The organism is Xanthomonas sp. fls2-241-TYG-148 (genome assembly GCF_030208815.1).
Lineage (GTDB): Bacteria > Pseudomonadota > Gammaproteobacteria > Xanthomonadales > Xanthomonadaceae > Xanthomonas > Xanthomonas campestris.
The window spans coordinates 65,301-83,228 of record NZ_JARVTE010000012.1; the positions used below are offsets into that span (position 1 = coordinate 65,301).

Annotated in this window: 19 protein-coding genes; 8 read left to right on the top strand and 11 right to left on the bottom strand. The window is 66.4% G+C overall.

Annotated elements, in window-relative coordinates; genetic code table 11:
* The 4 genes from pdxA to QRM60_RS13060 all read left to right on the top strand — a co-directional run bounded on the left by pdxA (window position 1) and on the right by QRM60_RS13060 (window position 3,778).
* Window positions 1–969: a 4-hydroxythreonine-4-phosphate dehydrogenase PdxA gene (gene pdxA / locus QRM60_RS13045; RefSeq protein ID WP_115556025.1), complete on the top strand. Its 969-nt coding sequence runs from the start codon at window positions 1–3 to the stop codon at window positions 967–969.
* A 562-nt stretch (window positions 970–1,531) separates the two neighbouring features.
* Window positions 1,532–2,320: a 16S rRNA (adenine(1518)-N(6)/adenine(1519)-N(6))-dimethyltransferase RsmA gene (gene rsmA / locus QRM60_RS13050; RefSeq protein WP_042596373.1), complete on the top strand. Its 789-nt coding sequence runs from the start codon at window positions 1,532–1,534 to the stop codon at window positions 2,318–2,320.
* Between the two features lie 77 nt (window positions 2,321–2,397).
* Complete coding sequence (gene apaG / locus QRM60_RS13055) at window positions 2,398–2,781, top strand: Co2+/Mg2+ efflux protein ApaG (RefSeq protein WP_011036026.1); 384 nt, start codon at window positions 2,398–2,400, stop codon at window positions 2,779–2,781.
* Window positions 2,782–2,809: 28 nt separating this feature from the next.
* Complete coding sequence (locus QRM60_RS13060; RefSeq protein ID WP_115555444.1) at window positions 2,810–3,778, top strand: symmetrical bis(5'-nucleosyl)-tetraphosphatase; 969 nt, start codon at window positions 2,810–2,812, stop codon at window positions 3,776–3,778.
* A 44-nt stretch (window positions 3,779–3,822) separates the two neighbouring features.
* Here the strand turns inward: QRM60_RS13060 and QRM60_RS13065 are convergent, their stop codons facing one another.
* The 8 genes from QRM60_RS13065 to QRM60_RS13100 form a co-directional block, all read right to left on the bottom strand.
* Window positions 3,823–4,317: a dihydrofolate reductase gene (locus QRM60_RS13065; protein WP_115556024.1), complete on the bottom strand. Its 495-nt coding sequence runs from the start codon at window positions 4,315–4,317 to the stop codon at window positions 3,823–3,825.
* 2 nt (window positions 4,318–4,319) lie between these two features.
* Entirely contained in the window at window positions 4,320–4,868 is a 549-nt protein-coding gene (locus tag QRM60_RS13070; protein ID WP_146049834.1) for a hypothetical protein, read from the bottom strand.
* Between the two features lie 25 nt (window positions 4,869–4,893).
* On the bottom strand, window positions 4,894–5,688 hold the full coding sequence (locus QRM60_RS13075) for a thymidylate synthase (RefSeq protein ID WP_115555443.1): 795 nt from the start codon (window positions 5,686–5,688) through the stop codon (window positions 4,894–4,896).
* Window positions 5,685–6,575, bottom strand: coding sequence for a prolipoprotein diacylglyceryl transferase (lgt, locus tag QRM60_RS13080; RefSeq protein WP_285446349.1), 891 nt, complete (start codon window positions 6,573–6,575; stop codon window positions 5,685–5,687). The genes QRM60_RS13075 and lgt overlap by 4 nt, the downstream gene beginning before the upstream one ends.
* A gap of 54 nt (window positions 6,576–6,629) precedes the next feature.
* On the bottom strand, window positions 6,630–7,121 hold the full coding sequence (locus tag QRM60_RS13085) for a TPM domain-containing protein (RefSeq protein ID WP_285446350.1): 492 nt from the start codon (window positions 7,119–7,121) through the stop codon (window positions 6,630–6,632).
* Window positions 7,121–8,026, bottom strand: coding sequence for a TPM domain-containing protein (locus QRM60_RS13090; protein ID WP_161962581.1), 906 nt, complete (start codon window positions 8,024–8,026; stop codon window positions 7,121–7,123). The genes QRM60_RS13085 and QRM60_RS13090 overlap by 1 nt, the downstream gene beginning before the upstream one ends.
* A 352-nt stretch (window positions 8,027–8,378) precedes the next feature.
* Window positions 8,379–9,002, bottom strand: a complete 624-nt coding sequence (locus tag QRM60_RS13095; protein ID WP_115555440.1) for a LemA family protein — start codon at window positions 9,000–9,002, stop codon at window positions 8,379–8,381.
* A 115-nt stretch (window positions 9,003–9,117) separates the two neighbouring features.
* Window positions 9,118–9,498 (bottom strand): diacylglycerol kinase, encoded by a 381-nt coding sequence (locus QRM60_RS13100; protein ID WP_115555439.1) that lies wholly within the window; start codon window positions 9,496–9,498, stop codon window positions 9,118–9,120.
* Between the two features lie 184 nt (window positions 9,499–9,682).
* Between QRM60_RS13100 and QRM60_RS13105 the strand changes: the two genes are divergently transcribed.
* On the top strand, window positions 9,683–10,384 hold the full coding sequence (locus QRM60_RS13105) for an SGNH/GDSL hydrolase family protein (protein WP_115555438.1): 702 nt from the start codon (window positions 9,683–9,685) through the stop codon (window positions 10,382–10,384).
* A 348-nt stretch (window positions 10,385–10,732) separates the two neighbouring features.
* On the opposite strand, the gene QRM60_RS13110 is transcribed toward QRM60_RS13105, so the two are convergent.
* The 3 genes from QRM60_RS13110 to QRM60_RS13120 all read right to left on the bottom strand — a co-directional run bounded on the left by QRM60_RS13110 (window position 10,733) and on the right by QRM60_RS13120 (window position 13,627).
* Window positions 10,733–12,004, bottom strand: coding sequence for a HAMP domain-containing sensor histidine kinase (locus QRM60_RS13110; protein ID WP_115529900.1), 1,272 nt, complete (start codon window positions 12,002–12,004; stop codon window positions 10,733–10,735).
* 141 nt (window positions 12,005–12,145) lie between these two features.
* Window positions 12,146–12,859 carry a response regulator transcription factor gene (locus QRM60_RS13115; RefSeq protein ID WP_014506728.1) on the bottom strand — a complete coding sequence of 238 codons (714 nt, stop codon included), beginning with the start codon at window positions 12,857–12,859 and terminating at the stop codon, window positions 12,146–12,148.
* A 99-nt stretch (window positions 12,860–12,958) separates the two neighbouring features.
* A complete protein-coding gene (locus tag QRM60_RS13120; protein ID WP_012439182.1) occupies window positions 12,959–13,627 on the bottom strand; it encodes an arylesterase in 669 nt (222 codons plus the stop codon).
* A gap of 103 nt (window positions 13,628–13,730) precedes the next feature.
* On the opposite strand from QRM60_RS13120, the gene QRM60_RS13125 reads away from it, so the two are divergent.
* The 3 genes from QRM60_RS13125 to QRM60_RS13135 all read left to right on the top strand — a co-directional run bounded on the left by QRM60_RS13125 (window position 13,731) and on the right by QRM60_RS13135 (window position 17,892).
* On the top strand, window positions 13,731–14,339 hold the full coding sequence (locus QRM60_RS13125) for an ATP-binding cassette domain-containing protein (RefSeq protein ID WP_256267867.1): 609 nt from the start codon (window positions 13,731–13,733) through the stop codon (window positions 14,337–14,339).
* Complete coding sequence (locus QRM60_RS13130; protein ID WP_285446351.1) at window positions 14,336–16,819, top strand: FtsX-like permease family protein; 2,484 nt, start codon at window positions 14,336–14,338, stop codon at window positions 16,817–16,819. The genes QRM60_RS13125 and QRM60_RS13130 overlap by 4 nt, the downstream gene beginning before the upstream one ends.
* 170 nt (window positions 16,820–16,989) lie before the next feature.
* The gene (locus QRM60_RS13135) at window positions 16,990–17,892 is read left to right on the top strand and encodes a TauD/TfdA family dioxygenase (protein WP_285446352.1); all 903 of its coding nucleotides are present in this window, start codon (window positions 16,990–16,992) and stop codon (window positions 17,890–17,892) included.
* Window positions 17,893–17,928: the final 36 nt, after the last annotated feature.

The window sequence follows — 17,928 nt, forward strand, 5'->3', positions numbered from 1 at the left end:
ATGGTCCCCTCGCTCGCGCTGGTGCCAGGCGAGCCGGCCGGGATCGGGCCGGAACTGTGTATCCGGCTCGCCCAGCAGCCGCGCTCGGATGCCCATCTGATCGCCTATGCCGATCCTGACACCCTGCACAGCGCCGCCAAGGCGCTGTGTTTGTCTGTCCGCCTGCTCGATCCCGACCAGCACGCACGCCTGCCCGGCGATCTGTCGCTGCATCCGGTCCGTCAGGCCACCCCTACTCGCTTCGGCACGCCCGATCCCGCCAATGCGGCCGCAGTGATTGCCGGCTTGCTGGGAGCGGCAGGCGACTGCCTGTCTGGCAAGCTGCAGGGCATCGTCACCGGCCCGGTGCACAAGGCCGTGATCAACGCCGGCGGCATTGCCTACACCGGCACCACCGAGTTGCTTGCCGCACAGGCCGGCTGCCCGGTGGTGATGATGCTGGCCAACAGCATCGTTCGGGTGGCGCTGGTGACCACTCACTTGCCACTGCGCGCGGTGCCGGAGGCGATCACCGCCAAGGCGCTGGCGCGCTGCCTGCGCATCACTGCCGCGGCCATGCAACGGGACTTCGGTCTGGAACATCCGCGCATCGCCGTGCTCGGTCTCAACCCGCATGCTGGCGAAGACGGGCTGCTCGGCCGCGAAGAACTGGACGTCATCATTCCGGTGCTCGATCAATTGCGTAGCGAAGGCATGCAGCTGATCGGCCCGCTGCCGGCCGACACCGCCTTCCTGCCGCAGAAGCTCACCGGCTTCGATGCGGTGGTGGCGATGTACCACGACCAGGGGCTGCCGGTGCTCAAGTACAGCGGATTCGAGCAGGCGGTGAACATCACCCTCGGCCTGCCCTACCCGCGCGTGGCGGTCGATCACGGCACTGCGCTGGAATTGGCCGGGCGCGGCGTGGCCGATCCCTCCAGCCTGCTTGCCGCGACGGCGCTGTGTGCACGCCTGGCTGGACGCAGCTGATTCGAAAGATCGGTGCCGCGCAGCGGCAGACCCGGTTCAGCACGTGAGCGGACGCCGCCGCGTCGGGAACGCGCTTCACCGCTACCACCAACCATGCGTTTGTTGCTGTGCCACTCCGGTCTGAGGTCAAGGTGGCATTAGGGCCGAGGACCATTCGCGTTTGCAGGCGAAGCGTCGCTGGCATGTTCAAGGCAATTTCGGTCAACGGCCTTTACCGTGCGGGCAGCTGTGCTGAACGTATGCACTGAATGTCGGGCAGAGCCGCGCTCTACTTTCGCGTGTTGCAAACGCCGCACGCAGGGTGGGCACACCGCGCCCTACCGCATCGGAGTGGCGATGTGCCCAACAGGCGCTCGCATCCTCCAAGCCGATTAGCACTGCGCCTACCTGCATCAGCCATTAGCTGGGCGGCACGTCGGTCGACACGGATGCTGCTTAGCGCTCACCCGCAACTGCGCAAACCAGCGCCAGTCCAAAGCCAACAGCGCCAAATCCATCAGCGCGTCCGTGGACGCACCAGGCGCGTGCCGCGGGCATGCCCGCGCTCCGTTAAACTCTGCACATGAATTCCTCTTTCAGCGCACCGGCCAAGAAGTCGCTCGGCCAACACTTTCTTGCCGACCGGTATTACATCGACCGGATCGTCCAGGCAGTGGACCCGCGCCCCGGCCAGCATCTGGTCGAAATCGGCCCCGGCCAGGGCGCGATCACCTTTCCGCTGCTGCGCAAGCACGGCGCATTGACCGTGATCGAGTTCGACCGCGACTTGATTGCGCCGCTGACCGAAGCCGCTGCACCGATCGGCCAGCTGCAGATCATCCACCGCGACGTGCTCGCCGTGGACTTCACCGCAGTGGCAGATGGCACCCCGATCCGCTTGGTCGGCAACCTGCCCTACAACATCTCCTCGCCGATCCTGTTCCATGCGCTGGACCATGCCGGCGCAGTGGCCGACATGCACTTCATGCTGCAAAAGGAAGTGGTCGACCGCATGGCGGCCGGCCCGGGCAGCAAGGTCTATGGCCGGCTGAGCGTGATGCTGCAGGCCTATTGCGAGGTGACCGCGCTGTTCGTGGTGCCGCCGGGCGCGTTCCGCCCGCCGCCGAAGGTGGACTCTGCCGTGGTACGGCTGGTACCGCGCGATGCGGCCAGCGTGTTGATCAAGGACCGCAAGCGCTTTGCCGATGTGGTGCGCGCCGGCTTCGGGCAGCGCCGCAAGACCTTGCGCAACGCCCTGTCCACCGTCTGCGAACCGGCGCATTTCGAGGCCGCCGGGGTGCGCCCGGATGCGCGCGCCGAGCAGTTGGAGGTTGCCGATTTCATTCGTCTGGCCAATGTCGAGCTGGCTTGAATCACCGCGCCCGACTCGGCGCGAGACAGACCGCACGCACTCACCTCAAAGTACAGAACACCCTCTAAACTTTCCCCATGCAAGATGATCCGCGCTACCGGGTCGAGGTCGAGGTGTCACCACGCTTCCTCGCCCATCAATCGACTCCGGAAGAAGGCCGCTATGCCTTCGCTTACAGCATTCGCATCCAGAACGCCGGCGCCGTGCCAGCGCGGCTGATTGCGCGCCACTGGAAAATCACCGACGCCAACGGCCGCACCGAGCAGGTGGACGGCGAAGGCGTGGTCGGCGAGCAGCCGCGGCTGCGTCCGGGCGAGGCCTTCCACTACACCTCCGGTGTGCTGCTGGAAACCGAACAAGGGCAGATGCAGGGTTACTACGACATGGTGGCCGACGATGGCACCGAATTCACCGCGCCAATCGCCGCCTTCGTGCTGAGCGTGCCGAGGACGCTGCACTGATGGATGCTGCATTGAGGGAGCACGCGCGATGAGCGTCTGGGCAATTGGCGATCTGCAGGGGTGCTACGACATCACCCAGCAGCTGCTGGAAAAGATCCGGTTTGACCCGGCCCAGGACACGCTGTGGTTCTGCGGCGATCTGGTCAACCGCGGCGGGCAATCGCTGGAAACGCTGCGCCTGGTGCACTCGTTGCGCGCGCATAGCGTGGTGGTGCTTGGCAATCACGATCTGTCGCTGCTGGCGATTGGCGCGCGCTCGGAAGAAGAACAACGCAAGGTCAATCCGGATCTGCAGCGCATCGTGCTGGCAGAAGACCGCGACATATTGCTCGACTGGCTGCGTATGCAGAAGCTGGCGCACGTGGACCGCGAGCTGGGTTGGATGATGATCCATGCCGGGCTGGCGCCCAAGTGGACCACGCAGATGGCCGAGAAGCATGCGCGTGAAGTCGAGCAGCAATTGCAGGGCGGCGGCTATCGCAAGCTGCTGCGCAACATGTACGGCGATCAGCCAGGCTGGTCGCCGGGCCTGAGCGGGTACGACCGCAGCCGCGCGATCATCAACCTGTTCACCCGCATGCGCTATTGCACGCCACGTGGGCGCATCGCCACCGACGACAAGGGCACACCTGGCACGCAGGCCCAGGGCCTGTACCCCTGGTTCGAAGTGCCGGGGCGGGTGGAGCGCGATCTCAAGATCGTCTGCGGCCACTGGTCGGCCCTGGGGCTGACCATCACCCAGGGTGTGCATGCCATCGATACCGGTGCGGTGTGGGGCGGCAAGCTCACCGCCTTGCAGCTGGATACCGACGAACTGCGCGTGGTGCAGGTGCCGGGGCGCGAGGTCACTGCGCCGGCAACGGCGCCGCGTGCACCGCGTCGCCCGCGCGAACGCCAGGGCCGGCAACGCGCACGCGGTGGGCGTGGTGGCGGCAATGGCAATGGTGGCAATGCTGCTGCACCCGCTGCAGCGCCGGGCGACACGCCTCAGGAGTGAGCCCGTGCGCGCGTCGGTGCCACCGGCCCGACGCTAGAAGCCCATCAGCGGCGCTGGTAATCCACGAAATTGAAAGCGAAGGCGTGCCGCGCGTCCGCCGCATGCGCGCTGCGCTCGGCAGGCACCCACACCGCCGGATCGATCGGCGGGAAGTGCGTATCGGCGCCCTCGACGGCCGTGTCCACTTCGGTAACCGCCAGCAGATCGGCGCGCTCCATGGTCAGGCGGTACACCTCGCCTCCCCCGATCACGCACAGCTCCTGCGCACCTTCCTGTGCCGCGCGTTCGATCGCCTCGTCTACCGAGGCCACTGCATGCATGCCCTCGAAGGGCACCTGCCCCGAGCGCGTCAGCACCAGATTCAGGCGCCCTGGCAGCGCACGGCCCAGTGACTGCGCAGTCTTGCGCCCCATCAGGATCGGCTTGCCCAGTGTCAGCGCCTTGAAGCGCTTCAGGTCATCGGGCAGCTTCCACGGAAGATCGTTGTCGCGGCCGATGGCGTTATTGCGGTCCAGCGCCACGACGAGCGCAAGCTTCAACATCACGGGACCTTGTTGCTTTCAGGCAAGGAGCCGCACAGGAGTTTGATCCCGGCGATGGCATTCAACACATCCTGCTCGAGCGGCGAGGCGCCCGGCCGGTCGAACTTGATCCAGGCAAACAAGCTCCCTGACGGCACCAGCCACTGCGTCAGCCGCGTGCCATCGGCACGCGAGGCATCAGTACGGTAGGCCTGCCGTGTGTCGAGTTCGATCCACTCGGCCTTTTCGCGTTTCAGCTTTTTGTCCAACTGAAACGCCACGGCTGCCAATCGCTCCATGCCCTTGGCAGAATTCAGTTGACCGAAAGCCGGTGCGCAACTCATTTCAAGCGTGACCGGCCCAAGCGCATCAGCCTGCGCCGTCGTCAACGTGATGATCGCGCTGGTGTCGATACTCGGATGCGCCGGATTGGATGGCGCGAGCGTCGCGGTCACGCCATCGGGCAGTTGCAGGCTACCGGCCGGACCACGCACGGTTTCGGCGAGCGCCATGGCGTTTGTCGACGCCAGCCCGAGCAACGCGATGAAAACCAGCAAACGCCTCTGCATACCGTCCTCGTTGATGAGCTGATTTCTAGACCGCCACCGGCGCCTTGATCGCCGGATGCGGGTCGTAGCCGTCGATCGCGATGTCTTCGAAGCGGAACGCGAACAGGTCGGTGACTTCGGGATTCAGGCGCAAGGTTGGCAACGCGCGCGGAGTGCGCGTCAGCTGCTCGCGGGCTTGTTCGAAGTGGTTCGCGTACAGATGCGCATCGCCCAGCGTGTGCACGAAGTCGCCCACGCCCAGGCCGGTGGCCTGCGCCACCATGTGGGTCAGCAACGCGTAGCTGGCGATGTTGAACGGCACGCCGAGGAAGATGTCGCCGCTGCGCTGATAGAGCTGGCAGCTGAGCTTGCCGTCCACCACGTAGAACTGGAACAGGCTATGGCAGGGCATCAAGGCCATCTGCGGCAACTCGCCGACATTCCAGGCACTGATCACCAGCCGGCGCGAATCCGGGTTGAGCTTGATCTCGTCCACCAGCCACTGCATCTGGTCGATCTCGACGCCGTCCGGGCCGGTCCAGCGCCGCCACTGCTTGCCGTAGACCGGGCCGAGGTCGCCGTTGGCATCGGCCCACTCGTCCCAGATGCGGACCTGGTTGTCTTTCAGGTACGCGATGTTGGTATCGCCCTGCAGGAACCACAGCAGCTCATGGATGATCGAGCGCAGGTGCAGCTTCTTGGTGGTGACCAGCGGAAAACCAGCGTTGAGGTCGAACCGCATCTGCCAGCCGAACACGCTGCGCGTGCCGGTGCCGGTGCGGTCGCACTTCTCGGCGCCGTGCTCGAGCACGTGCTGCAGCAACTCCAGGTACGGCTTCACTTGGCCGCCTCCACACCTGCTGCGGTCGGCACCACTGGCTGCAGCACCGGCGCGCGGCGCGACAGCGCCAGCAGCACCAGGCCCACGCCGATCAGCGGCAGGCTCAGGATCTGCCCCATCGTCAGCCAGTTGAAGGCCAGGTAGCCCAGCGGTGCATCCGGGACGCGGACGAACTCCACGATGAAGCGGAACACGCCATACAGCAGCGCGAACAGTCCCGACACCGCATAGCGCGCGCGCGGTTTCATCGAGAAGGTCCACAACACCACGAACATCACCACGCCTTCGAACGCGGCTTCATACAGCTGCGACGGATGCCGGGCGAAGCGGTCCAGCGCGCCGGCCGCGTACTGGGCCTGGAGTTGCGCGGGCGACCAGTCAGCCAACTCCGGCGCATGCGGGAAGATCACGCCCCAGCCGGCCTGAGTGAACTTGCCCCACAACTCGCCGCCGACAAAATTGCCCAGCCTCCCGAAGCCCAGGCCCAACGGCACCAGGGGCGCGACAAAATCCATGACATCGAAGAAATGCAGGCGGTGCCGGCGCGTCCACAGGCCGCAGGCGATCAACACGCCCAGCAGCCCGCCGTGGAAGCTCATGCCGCCTTCCCACACCTTGAACAGGATCAGCGGGTTGGCCAGGAAGGTGTCGAAGGCATAGAACAACATGTAGCCGATGCGCCCACCCAGCACCACGCCGAGCATGCCGTAGAACAACAGGTCGGAAAATCCGTCCATGTCCACGCCGGGCAGGCGGCCGCGCAGGATGCGCGAGCGGCCCAGGGCCCAGGCGGAGAAGAACGCGGCCAGATACATCAACCCGTACCAGTGCACCTGCACCGGGCCAAGCGAGAAGGCGATGGGGTCGATGGCGTGCAGATAGATCATGCGGACCGCGGATCACGAAAAAGCGAGGCCGCTATTCTGACATCTACGGCGTCCTCAGCCGAGGATGTGCAGCCGATTGGGCAGCTCGTCTTCATGCTGGGCCTGGACAGCGGCCGGGAAATGCGCGCACAGCAGTTCGGTCACCGCCTCCACCCCCGCCAGCACCGCGGCCTCGTGCTGACCATCGCGCAGGAACTGCTGCATGCGCCGACAGACTTCGGCCCAGGCCGCGTCCGGCACCAACGCACGCAGCCCACGGTCGGCCACCACTTCGATGGCATGGTCGGCCAGCAGCAGATAAATCAGCACGCCGTTGTTGGCCTCGGTATCCCAGGTGCGCAGCTGTGCGAACGCTTGCTCGGCACGTTGGCGAGCACCATGACCGCGCCAGAGCGCCGCCACCGACAGATCCGCCTCCACCGCCACCATCACCTGACCGGTGTGCAACTGCTCGCTGGCCGCGATCGCCGCGGCAATGCTATCCATGCTGCGCGGCGGAAAGCTGCGGTGCGCCGAGGGCGCAAACATGTGTCTGATCCAGCGCATCACCAGCTCCCCGAGGCGCCACCGCCTCCCGACGACCCACCACCCCCGCCCCAGCCGCCACCGAACCCGCCGCCGCCAAAGCCACCGCCGCGCCCGCCGCCACCGAAACCACCAAATCCGCCGCCCCAACCGCCACCACCGATGGAGCGGCCGCCCGAACCGGACGCCAGGCCAACAACCAATCCGGCGACCGCCGCGCCGATGCTGGCAAACACCAATGAGGTCAGCAGCAACGCGGCCGCGCCGGCAGCTGCACCGCTCAGCACCCCGCGCACCGGCCGCGGCAATGCCCGCAGGAACACCCGCGCGATCAGCGCGACGAACACGCCGATAAACAGCGCCATGACCCAACTGCCGCTGTCGCTATCGCTCAGATCGGACGCATGCCCGCTCACCGGCGCGGGCAAGGCCTCGCCTTCGATCAGCCCGGCCAGCGTGGCGGTGGCGTCACGGATGCCGCCGCCGTAATCGCCCTCGCGGAACCGCGGCGCCAGGTACTCCTGGATGATGCGGTTGGCCACGATGTCGGGAATCGCCCCTTCCAGGCCATAGCCCGGTTGAATCCTCACCCGGCGGTCGTCCTTGGCCACCAGCAGCAGCACGCCATCGTCCACGCCCTTGCGGCCAATCTTCCATTGGTCGAACACGCGCTGGGTGTATTGCTCGATCGCCTCCGGCTGGGTGGTCGGCACGATCAGGATCTGCAACTGCGCGCCCTTGCGTTGCTGCAGGGCCAGCGCCTGTTGTTCCAGCTGCTGGAGTTGGGTGGCATCCAGCGTGCCGGTGGTATCCACCACCGGCGAGCGCAACGGCGGGATGGCGGCCAGATCCTGCGCGACCACCGTGGCCGGCAGCAACGCGCAGAGCAGCCACAGCATCCACAAGGCATATCGACGCTGGGGCATTACAGACTCCAAAGGGCGGCATCGCCCGTCGAAATGACTGCCACGTTTCCAGGCACATGGCGCGTGAGGCCTGGCGCCGCGCTGTCGAACTTGGCCGCATGCCACCGCGGGCAATAACGAGACAGAAACAGCGAGCCGTGCGTGGCGGCTGGCCTGGCGACAGTGTTTGAACGAGCGCGTTCGTCGATGCGATCACTGCGAGGTCGCGTAGCAGCGCGTGGGGCATTGGCGTCACTGCACACACCGATGACGCAATGCCTGGCCTCCATCACAGCGCCATGCGCGCCGCCGCGAACGGCCGGCCGCCTCATCGACGGCCAGCCACCTACTCCCTGCCCACCACTGCGCCGCATTACTGCGCAGGCTGCGGTTGTTGCTGCTGCGGTGCCGGCTGCGTGCCGAAATTCACCTCCGGCGCGCGCGAAATCTGCGCCTCGTTTTCCACGCTGAAATTCGGCCTGGGCTGGTAGCCGAAGATCTTGGCGGTGATCACCTGCGGGAACGAGCGGATATAGGTGTTGTAGTCCTGCACGGTCTGGATGTAGCGGCCGCGCGCCACGGTGATGCGGTTTTCGGTGCCTTCCAGCTGCACCTGCAGATCACGGAACGATTGGTCGGACTTGAGCTGCGGGTAGTTCTCGCTGACCACCAGCAAGCGCGACAGCGCACTGCCCAGTTCGCCCTGCGCCTGCTGGAACCGCTTGAGCGAGGCTTCGTCGTCGGCGTTGACCTGGATCTGGCCCACCCGCGCGCGCGCGTTGGTCACTTCGGTCAGCACCTGGCGCTCCTGCTGGGCATAGCCTTGCACGGTGCGCACCAGGTTGGGAATCAGATCGGCACGGCGCTGGTACTGGTTGAGCACCTCCGACCAGCCCGCTTTGACGCCTTCTTCCTTCTGCTGGATCGCGTTGTAGCCGCAGCCGGACAGCGAGGCGGTGAGGACCAGCAGCACCAGGGCGCGAATCAGGACGGGCATGCAGGCGATTCCATGACAAGGGACCGCGAGCATGCCACGGTGCCAGTCAAGCCGGCATGCACATCCCGGCATGCATGCGGCCAGCCGTTTCACAGCCACCGCCGCGCTGCCGCACTCAGAACAGCCGCGGCAGCAGGACCAGGCCCCAGCACAGCAACACGTTGATCAGCAGCACGAACACGGCGGCCGAGCCCATGTCCTTGGCGCGCCCGGCCAGCACGTGGTGTTCCGGGCCATACCGCTCGATCACTGCCTCGATGGCCGAGTTCAACAACTCCGCAGCCAGCACGATCAGCAATGGCGCAATCAGCGCGATGCGTTCCAGCCCCGAATTCCCCAGCCACAGCGCCAGCGGTGTCAGCAGCGCGGCCAGGCAGACTTCCAGGCGGAACGAGGATTCATGCAGCCACGCCGCACGCAGACCCTGCCACGACCAGACCGCCGCCTTGAGCATCCGGCGCGGGCCGCGCGGCACGTGCCCCAGTTCATCGGCCATCCGTCAGCGCATCCGAACGCTGGTGCAGGACAAGGATTGGATCAGGGACATGGGGAGGCCGTAGCAGCGGAAAGTGGGAATCTTGCCACCGCGACGGTTCCGGCCGCCAGTCGCGCCCGGATTTGCCGCTGCAGCCGCGCTGCCGCACCATGCGCAGTCCGCTCCACGTTGACAGGTCTGCCCGATGAAACAACTGCCCTTGCGCACGCTGTTGTGCGCACTCGCCATTGCGTCCAGCCCCCTGCAGGCCGCCACGCCGCCTGCCACGCCACAGGTACCGGCACAGGTCTCCAATGCAGCATGGGAACAGGACATGCAGCGCTTCGCGGCCAGCGATGCGCTGCAACCGCCGCCCCAACACGGCATCGTGTTCGTCGGCAGTTCGTCGATCCGTTTCTGGGAAACGCTGGCGCAGGATTTCCCCGGCAAACCGGTGATCAACCGTGGCTTTGGCGGATCGGAAGTGCGCGACAGCACCTGGTACGCCGACCGCATCGTGATTCCCTACGCGCCGCGCCAGGTGGTGTTGTATGCCGGCGACAACGACCTCAACAGCGGGCGCAGCCCGGAGCAGGTGCGCGACGATGTGGTGGCTTTCGTCACACGCATCCGCGCCGCACTTCCCGAGGCACGCATTAGCTACCTGTCGATCAAACCCAGCCCGTCGCGTGCGCAGCTACTACCGGCGATCGTGCGCGCCAACCAGCTGATCAAGCAGGCATTGGCCAACGTGCCGCGGACCGACTACATCGACATCTATACGCCGATGCTGGACGCCACCGGCAAGCCGCGCCCGGAGCTGTTCCGCGAGGACATGCTGCACATGAAGCCGGAAGGGTATGCACTCTGGCGCAAAGCGGTGGCGCCGGTGCTGGAGCGCAAGTAACGCTGGTCTTCAGGCAGCGCCCCTTGCGAGGGGCGTTGCTGGAACGACTCGCTGTTCAGGTCCGCAATTTGGCGTTGAGGGCATGCATTGCGTGCCAGGTATGCCTGAGCCACGTGCGGCAACCGCTGCTTGCTCAACGCGCTGCATTTACTTCGTGCTTCGCACTTTCGAGTTACTCATCCGTTCAATGCGGACCTGCATGTTTGCCTCAGGCGCAGCACTGGCATAGCGCGAGTGGTTGCCCTGGGCGTGTTACTTTTTTCTGTAGCAACAGCTCGGCAACTAGCGCTGTAGCGATCGGCGAAAATTTGTCGCGGCTTCTGGCGACCCAGCAACAGACGCAGCTCACTACGCAACAACAACCGCAACAGAAGTACCGACACCCGCCTCGCTATGCAGCTCGATGCGCCAGCCGAAGCGATCACAAAGCCGGCGCACGATCGATAGCCCCAGTCCGGTGCCTTGCGGCCGGGTCGGGTCGGCGCGGAAGAACGGCTCGAATGCACGCGCACGCGCCTCCTCGCTCATGCCGATGCCGGTATCGCGCACCACGATGCGGTCCTGGGTGACTTCCACCTCGATGCTGCCGGTATCGGTATAGGCACAGGCATTGCGCAGCAGGTTGCTGAGCACCACCCGCATCACGCGTGGCGGCGCAAACATTTGCAGGCTGCGGTCGCCCACCATGTGCAGCGAGACCTGCTTGTCGCCCAGCAGTTCGCGCGCATTGTCCACTTCTTCGCTGGCCAGCTCGGCCGCATCGAAACTCTCGCTCTGCGGGTCGATCTCGGCTTCGCGCGCCAGGATCAGGAAGGCATCGATCACCGCTTCCATGTCGCGTCCGGCGCGCTGGATGCGGCGCAGGCTGCGCTGCGTGCGCGGCGCCAGTTCTTCATCGGCTAAGGCCATGTCGCTGGCGACCCGGATCACCGTCAGCGGCGTGCGCAATTCATGGCTGGCATCGCGGGTAAAGTTGCGTTCGCGCGCGACGTGGTCACTGACCCGGCGGCCCAGCTCGTGCAAGGCAGCGGCGAGCTGCCGGGTCTCGCCCTGCATTTCCACTGGCAACCGCTCGGGCGAGAGCTCGTCCACATCGGGTTGGCGTGGATCCCACTGCGCCACGCGGCGCGCCAGCCAAGTCACCGGCGACACTAACTGCTTGGAAAGACGGTAGGTAAACCACGACACGCCATAGATCGCCAGCAGCACCAGGATCGCCGGCACCACGCCGAACCACAGCGTCAGATGCGCCGCACGCGAGCGCGGAAACACCAGGTACAGCCGTCCTTCCGGGCGCTGGTCGACGTACACCAGCGCATCGGCGGCGGCAACTTCACGAAAGCCGGGCGACAGCAGACGCAGCGACTGAGGCACATCATCACTTGCAGGGCCGGCAGGATCGAAATAGCCGCGGATGTTGCGTGTATCGGGCGGGCGATGATCGGGCGCGCTGCGGTACATGCGCCAGAAATGCACGGCCTCATCGGCCAGCACGGTACGCACCAGGCTGTATTTGATGACCAGCGAGATCAGATAGCCGCCCAGCATGATCGCCAGGCTCGCCAGGACGACCTGCAACAAAAATGCGATGCGGATTTTTCGCGGGAGCCCGTGCGGCATTGCGGCATCCAGGAAGATCGCCGAAGTATAGGCAACACTTCCGTGAGCCCGTCGTGCAACCAACCGGCAGCACGCGGTGACGAGCGGCGCGTGGGCGCCTTGAGGAACAGCCGGCTGCCAGGCGGCAGCCGGCCAGCGACATCAGGCCATCGGCTGTGCGATGTCGGCAATGCGATAGCCAGCGCTCTGCACGGTGTGCAGCAGCGGGCGGTCGAACGGCTTGTCGATGATCTTGCGCAGGTTGTACAGATGGCTGCGCAAGGTGTCCGAGTCCGGCAGGCCGTTGCCCCAGATCTCGCGTTCGATTTCCTGACGCGTCACCACGCGCGGCGATTCGCGCATCAGGATGGTCAGCAGGCGCAGACCGATCGGCGACAGCTGCAGTTCGGTGCCGGCGCGGGTGGCGCGCATGCTGACCGGGTCCAGCACCAGGTCGGCGACCTTGAGCACTTCCGAACCCACCTGGCGGCGCTCGCGACGGATCAGGGCACGCAGGCGTGCTTCCAGTTCCTGGATCGCGAACGGCTTGGTCAGGTAGTCATCGGCGCCGAAGCCCAGACCGGTGAGCTTGTCGTCCAACGTGTCGCGTGCGGTCAGCATCAGCACCGGGGTCGACTTGCGTGCGTCATTCCGCAGGCGGCGGCAGACTTCGATACCGTCCAGGCGCGGCAGCATGAGGTCCAGCACCACCACGTCATAGCTGTTTTCGGCGGCCAGACGGTAGCCGTCCAGTCCGTCCACGGCATAGTCGACCTCGAAGCCGCGGCCTTCCAGGTACTCGCCGATCATTTCTGAGATATTGCGATTGTCTTCGACGACCAGCACGAGGCCGGACGTTTCCTTGGTCTGACGCATGGACTTTCCTCGGTCTTCAGCTTTGTGAAACATGCCGGATTGGCGGTGGAAATGGCGTGAAGACTTCGCGTCGGATTCGGGTCACTCGAGGCCGCTTGCTCAGGGTTTGAGCAGCGGCTGCAGTGCTGGCCAGACCGTTTCCAGCACCTTGGGCTGTGCGGCGGCGGTGGGATGCAGACCGTCGGCCTGCATCAGGCCCGGCTGCAGGGCGACCTTCTCAAGAAAGAACGGCACCAGCGCGGTCTGGTATTGCTTGGACAGGTCGGCATAGGTCGCCTTCAGCCGCTCACGATAGGCCGGGCCATAGTTGGGGGGCACATCGATGCCCAGCAGCAAGACCTTCGCGCCCGCCTGACGGCTGAGCTGGATCATCTTCTCCAGGTTGCCCTTGAGCTGGGCCGGCGTGAGGCCACGCAAGGCATCGTTGCCACCCAGCTCGATGACGACCACGCCGGGGCGGTGCTTTTGCAGCAGCCCAGGCAGCCGGGTCAAGGCGCCGGAGGTGGTTTCGCCGCTGATGCTGGCATTGACGACCGGCGGTGGCGTCGCCATGTCACGCTTCAGGCGCTGGTCCAGCAGGGTGACCCAGCCGGACTGCACCGGGATGTTGTGCGCGGCGCTCAGGCTGTCACCCACCACCAGGATCGGCGCGGCAGTGGCCGGACTTTTGGCAGAGGCAATCCCCGGCGCAAGCAGGGAGAGTGTCAGCAGCCACAGGCTCATCACGCTGTACCGCAGTGTTCTTTCACGCATTCGGAGATTCCTCATCGACAGTCTGGCCCCCCACTCCAGCACCCGCACCGCCATCGACGTCCGCGAGGTCGGCAAGTCCGTCAGCGGACCGGAGGGAACACTCCACATCCTCGACAACATCAGCTTGACGGTCAGTGAAGGCGACAGTATCGCCATCGTCGGCGCCTCGGGGTCAGGCAAGACCACCCTGCTCGGCCTGCTCGCCGGGCTGGACCTGCCCAGCCGCGGCAGCATCGCGTTGGCCGGGCAGGACCTGGGCCAGCTCGACGAGGAGGCGCGCGCGGCCCTGCGCGCCCGCGAGGTGGGCTTCGTGTTCCAGAGCTTCCACCTGTTGCCAGCGCTGACGGCCGAAGAAAACATCGCGCTGCCATTGGAACTGGCCGGGCGCGAGGACCCGGCGCGGGTGCGCGAGGTGCTGCAGGCGGTCGGCCTGAGCGCGCGTGCGCGGCATTACCCACGCCAGCTCTCCGGCGGCGAGCAGCAACGCGTGGCGCTGGCGCGCGCGTTCGTGGCCAAGCCGCGCATTCTGTTTGCCGATGAACCCACCGGCAGCCTGGACCAGGCCACCGGCGCGCAGATCAGCGATCTGCTGTTCGCGCTCAATGCCACCAGCGAGACCACGCTGGTGCTGGTCACCCACGACATGACCCTGGCGCAGCGCTGCCGCCATATCTACCGCATCGATGGCGGGCGCCTGCACGCGCAGCAGCCCGGCGCGGCGGCATGAACGTCCTCAAACAGGCCGCACGTGCGGTGCGCCGCGAGTTCCTGGCCGGCGACCTGCTGACCGTCTTTGCCGCGCTGGTGCTGGGCGTGGCGGTGATGACTGCCGTGGGCACGCTGGTGGACCGCGTCACCCTGGCGCTGACATCCAGCGCGGCCGAGGTGCTGGGCGGCGACCTGGGCGTCACCGGGCGCCAGGAGATTCCCGCCTCCTTCGCCGACGAAGCGCAGCGGCGCGGGCTGCAGACCACCCGCCTGGTCAGCTTCCCCAGCGTGTTGTTCCATGGCGAATCCAGCCAGATGGCCAACATTCGCGGCGTCGGCGCCGGGTATCCCCTGCGCGGCGAGCTGCTGGCATCCAAGGACGCGGCAGGCACGCAAGCGCAGGCATCTTCGGCACCGCCGCCGGGCCAGGCCTATGCCGATCCGCGCCTGCTCGATGCGCTGGGTCTGCGCGTTGGCGAACAGCTGGAATTTGGCGCCGGCCATCTCACCATCACCGGCGTGTTGCGCGCCGAACCCGACGCCTCCGGCGAGCTGATGCAGCTGTCGCCGCCGTTGCTGGTCAACCGCGCGGATATCGATCGCGCCGGACTGCTCGGCCCGGGCAGCCGCGCCTCCTACCGGTTGATGTTCGCCGGTACGCCGCAAGCCATTGCCGACCTGCGCGCCTGGCTCAAGCCGCGCGCCAGCGAATACCGGCTGGTCGGCATCGAAGACACCCAGCGCGGCATGCGTGCCGCGTTCGACCGGGCGGGCCGTTTCCTGGCCCTGTCGGCGTTGCTGGCGGTGTTGTTGTCTGGCGTGGCAACTGCGCTGGCGGCAAACCGGTTTGCGATGCGCCGCATCGACACCGTGGCCGTGCTGCGCTGCCTGGGTGCGCGCCAGCGCGACATCCTGGCGATGCTGTCGCTGCAGTTGCTGTTGACCGCCATCCCCGCTTGCCTGGTGGGCATCGGCCTGGGCATGCTGGCGCAGGAAGGCCTAGTGCAGGCGCTGGGCAGCCTGATCCCGAACCGGCTGCCACTGCCGCAGGCCACCCCGGCCCTGGCGGGCGCAGGCATTGGCCTGGTGCTGCTGCTGGGCTTCGGGCTGCCGCCCCTGTTGCGGCTTCGCAATGTGCCGCCGATGCGCGTGCTCAACCGCAGCTTTGCCGCGGTGCCGCCGAGCTCCTTGCTGGTCTACGCCGCTGCGTTGGCGGCGACCCTGGCGCTGACCGTCTATGCCACCGGCAACCTGGTGCTGGCCGGCTGGGTGTTGGGCGGATTGGCGGCACTGGCCGTGGTGGCGATGCTGCTCGGCCTGGGCCTGCTGGCGGCGCTACGGCCGATCCAGCACCGCCTGCGCGGCGCCTGGAAGCTGGGCCTGGCCTCGCTGACCCGGCGCCGTGGGCTGAGCGTGGTGCAGTTGGTGGGGCTTTCGCTGTCGTTGTGCGCGCTGTTGCTGCTGGCCGTGGTCGGCCCCGGCCTGCTCGGGCAATGGCGCGACCGCCTGCCGGTGGACACGCCCAACTACTTCCTGATGAACATCCAGCCCGAGCAGACCGAACCGGTGCTGCAAACCTTGCGCAGCCTCGGCGTGGAAGGTGCAGCGGTGGAGCCGTTTTCGACCGGGCGGCTGGTGGCGATCAACGACAAGCCACCGCTGCGCGGCGATCGCGATCCGCAGGACGATGGCGACGGCGACAACCGCCCGGTGAACTTCTCCTGGCGGCACGCTTTTCCGCCGGCTAACACGCTATTGCAGGGGAAATTCTGGAGTGCCGACAGCACGGCGCCGGAAGCCTCGGTGGAAGAAGGCTGGGCGCAGCGCTACCAACTCAAGCTGGGCGACCGCATCACCTTGTTGCTGGGCGAACAACAGCGCAGCTTCACCGTGACCAGCATCCGCAAGGCCGATTGGGATTCGTTCCGGGTCAACTTCTTCCTGCTGCTCAACCAGGGCGCCGTGGGCGATGCACCGTACAACCTGATTTCCAGCTTCCACCTGCCGCCGGGCAACGCGCCCAGGCTGGCCACGCTCAGCCGCGATTACCCGAATATCTCGGTGCTGGATATCGACGCCATCCTGGGCCGGGTGCGCGAGGTGATTGATCAGGTGGCGCAGGCGGTGCAATTGGTGATGGGCTTCAGCCTGCTGGCCGGCGTGCTGGTGCTGCTGGCGGCCTTGCAGGCCACCGCAGGCGAACGCCGTTACGACAGCGCCGTGCTGCGGACGCTGGGCGCACGGCGCGGCCAGTTGCGGGGTGCGGTGCTGGTGGAATTCGGTGCACTGGGCCTGCTGGCGGCGCTGCTGGCAGTCACGGCCGCAGCGGTGATCGGTGCAGTAGTCGGGCAGCAGGCGTTCGAGATCGCGCTGACTCCGGATTGGCCACGCCTGCTGGTTGGCGGCGCGTTCGGCCTGGCGCTGAGCCTGCTCGCCGGTTGGTCCGGGACGCGGCGCATTTTGTCCACGCCACCGGCGTTGGCCTTACGTACGCAGTAACACCCCGGCGGACACGGCCGCACCGCGCGCGCGTCCGCCGGTGCTGCATATATCCGCAGTGCATGACGAAGTTGCCAATGGTTGGTTCGCAGCCTGGCAACGACTGCCTAGAGTGAGGTGTCTGGTCGCCGGCATGCCGGCGGCCCTTCATTGCCTCCGAGGTGTTCGTCATGGCCAGTGCCACATCCGCAGCGCGCGCGCCCAACCCGCGCGGCCACGCGTCCGGCGTGCAGATCGTGCCCTTCGATGCGCCCCTGGGTGCGGAGGTCATCGGCCTGGCGTTGTCGCAGCCGCTGGATGCAGACACGTTCGCGCGCATTCACCGCGCGCACCTGGACCACCACGTGCTGGTGTTCCGCGATCAACGCATCACCCCGGCGCAGCAGGTCGAATTCAGCCGGCGGTTTGGCCCGTTGCAGATCCATGTGCTGCGCAATTTCCAGCTGCGCGGGCATCCGGAAGTGCTGGTGGTGTCCAACATCAAGGAGAACGGCCAGCCCATCGGGCTTGGTGATGCCGGGCATTACTGGCACTCGGATCTGTCCTATAAGGAAACGCCTAGCCTGGGCTCGTTGCTGCACGCGCAGGAGCTTCCCGCCGAGGGTGGCGACACCTTGTTCGCCAATCAGCATCTGGCCTGGCAGACCCTGCCCGACGCGCTCAAACGCGCGGTGGAAGGCCGGCAGGCCGAGCACAGTTATCTCGCCAAGTACGAGGAACTGCGTGCGCGCAATCCGTGGCGCCCGGCGTTGACGGCGCAGCAGATTGCCGAAGTCACACCGGTGCAGCATCCGATCGTGCGCACGCACCCGGAAACCGGCCGCAAGGCGCTGTTTGTCAGCGAACACTTCACCACCCGCATCGTCGGCTTGCCGGACGACGAAAGCCACGCGTTGCTGCAGGCGCTGTTTGACCACAGCACGCGCGACGCGCTGGTGTATCGCCACCGCTGGCAGCCGCACGACATGGTGTTCTGGGACAACCGCTCGGTGATGCATCTGGCTGCCGGCACGCCAGACCATCTGCGTCGCCGGCTCAATCGCACGACCATCGAAGGCGACGTGCCGTTCTGACCTGCACGCACGCCGTTTCCCTCCCCTTCCACCACT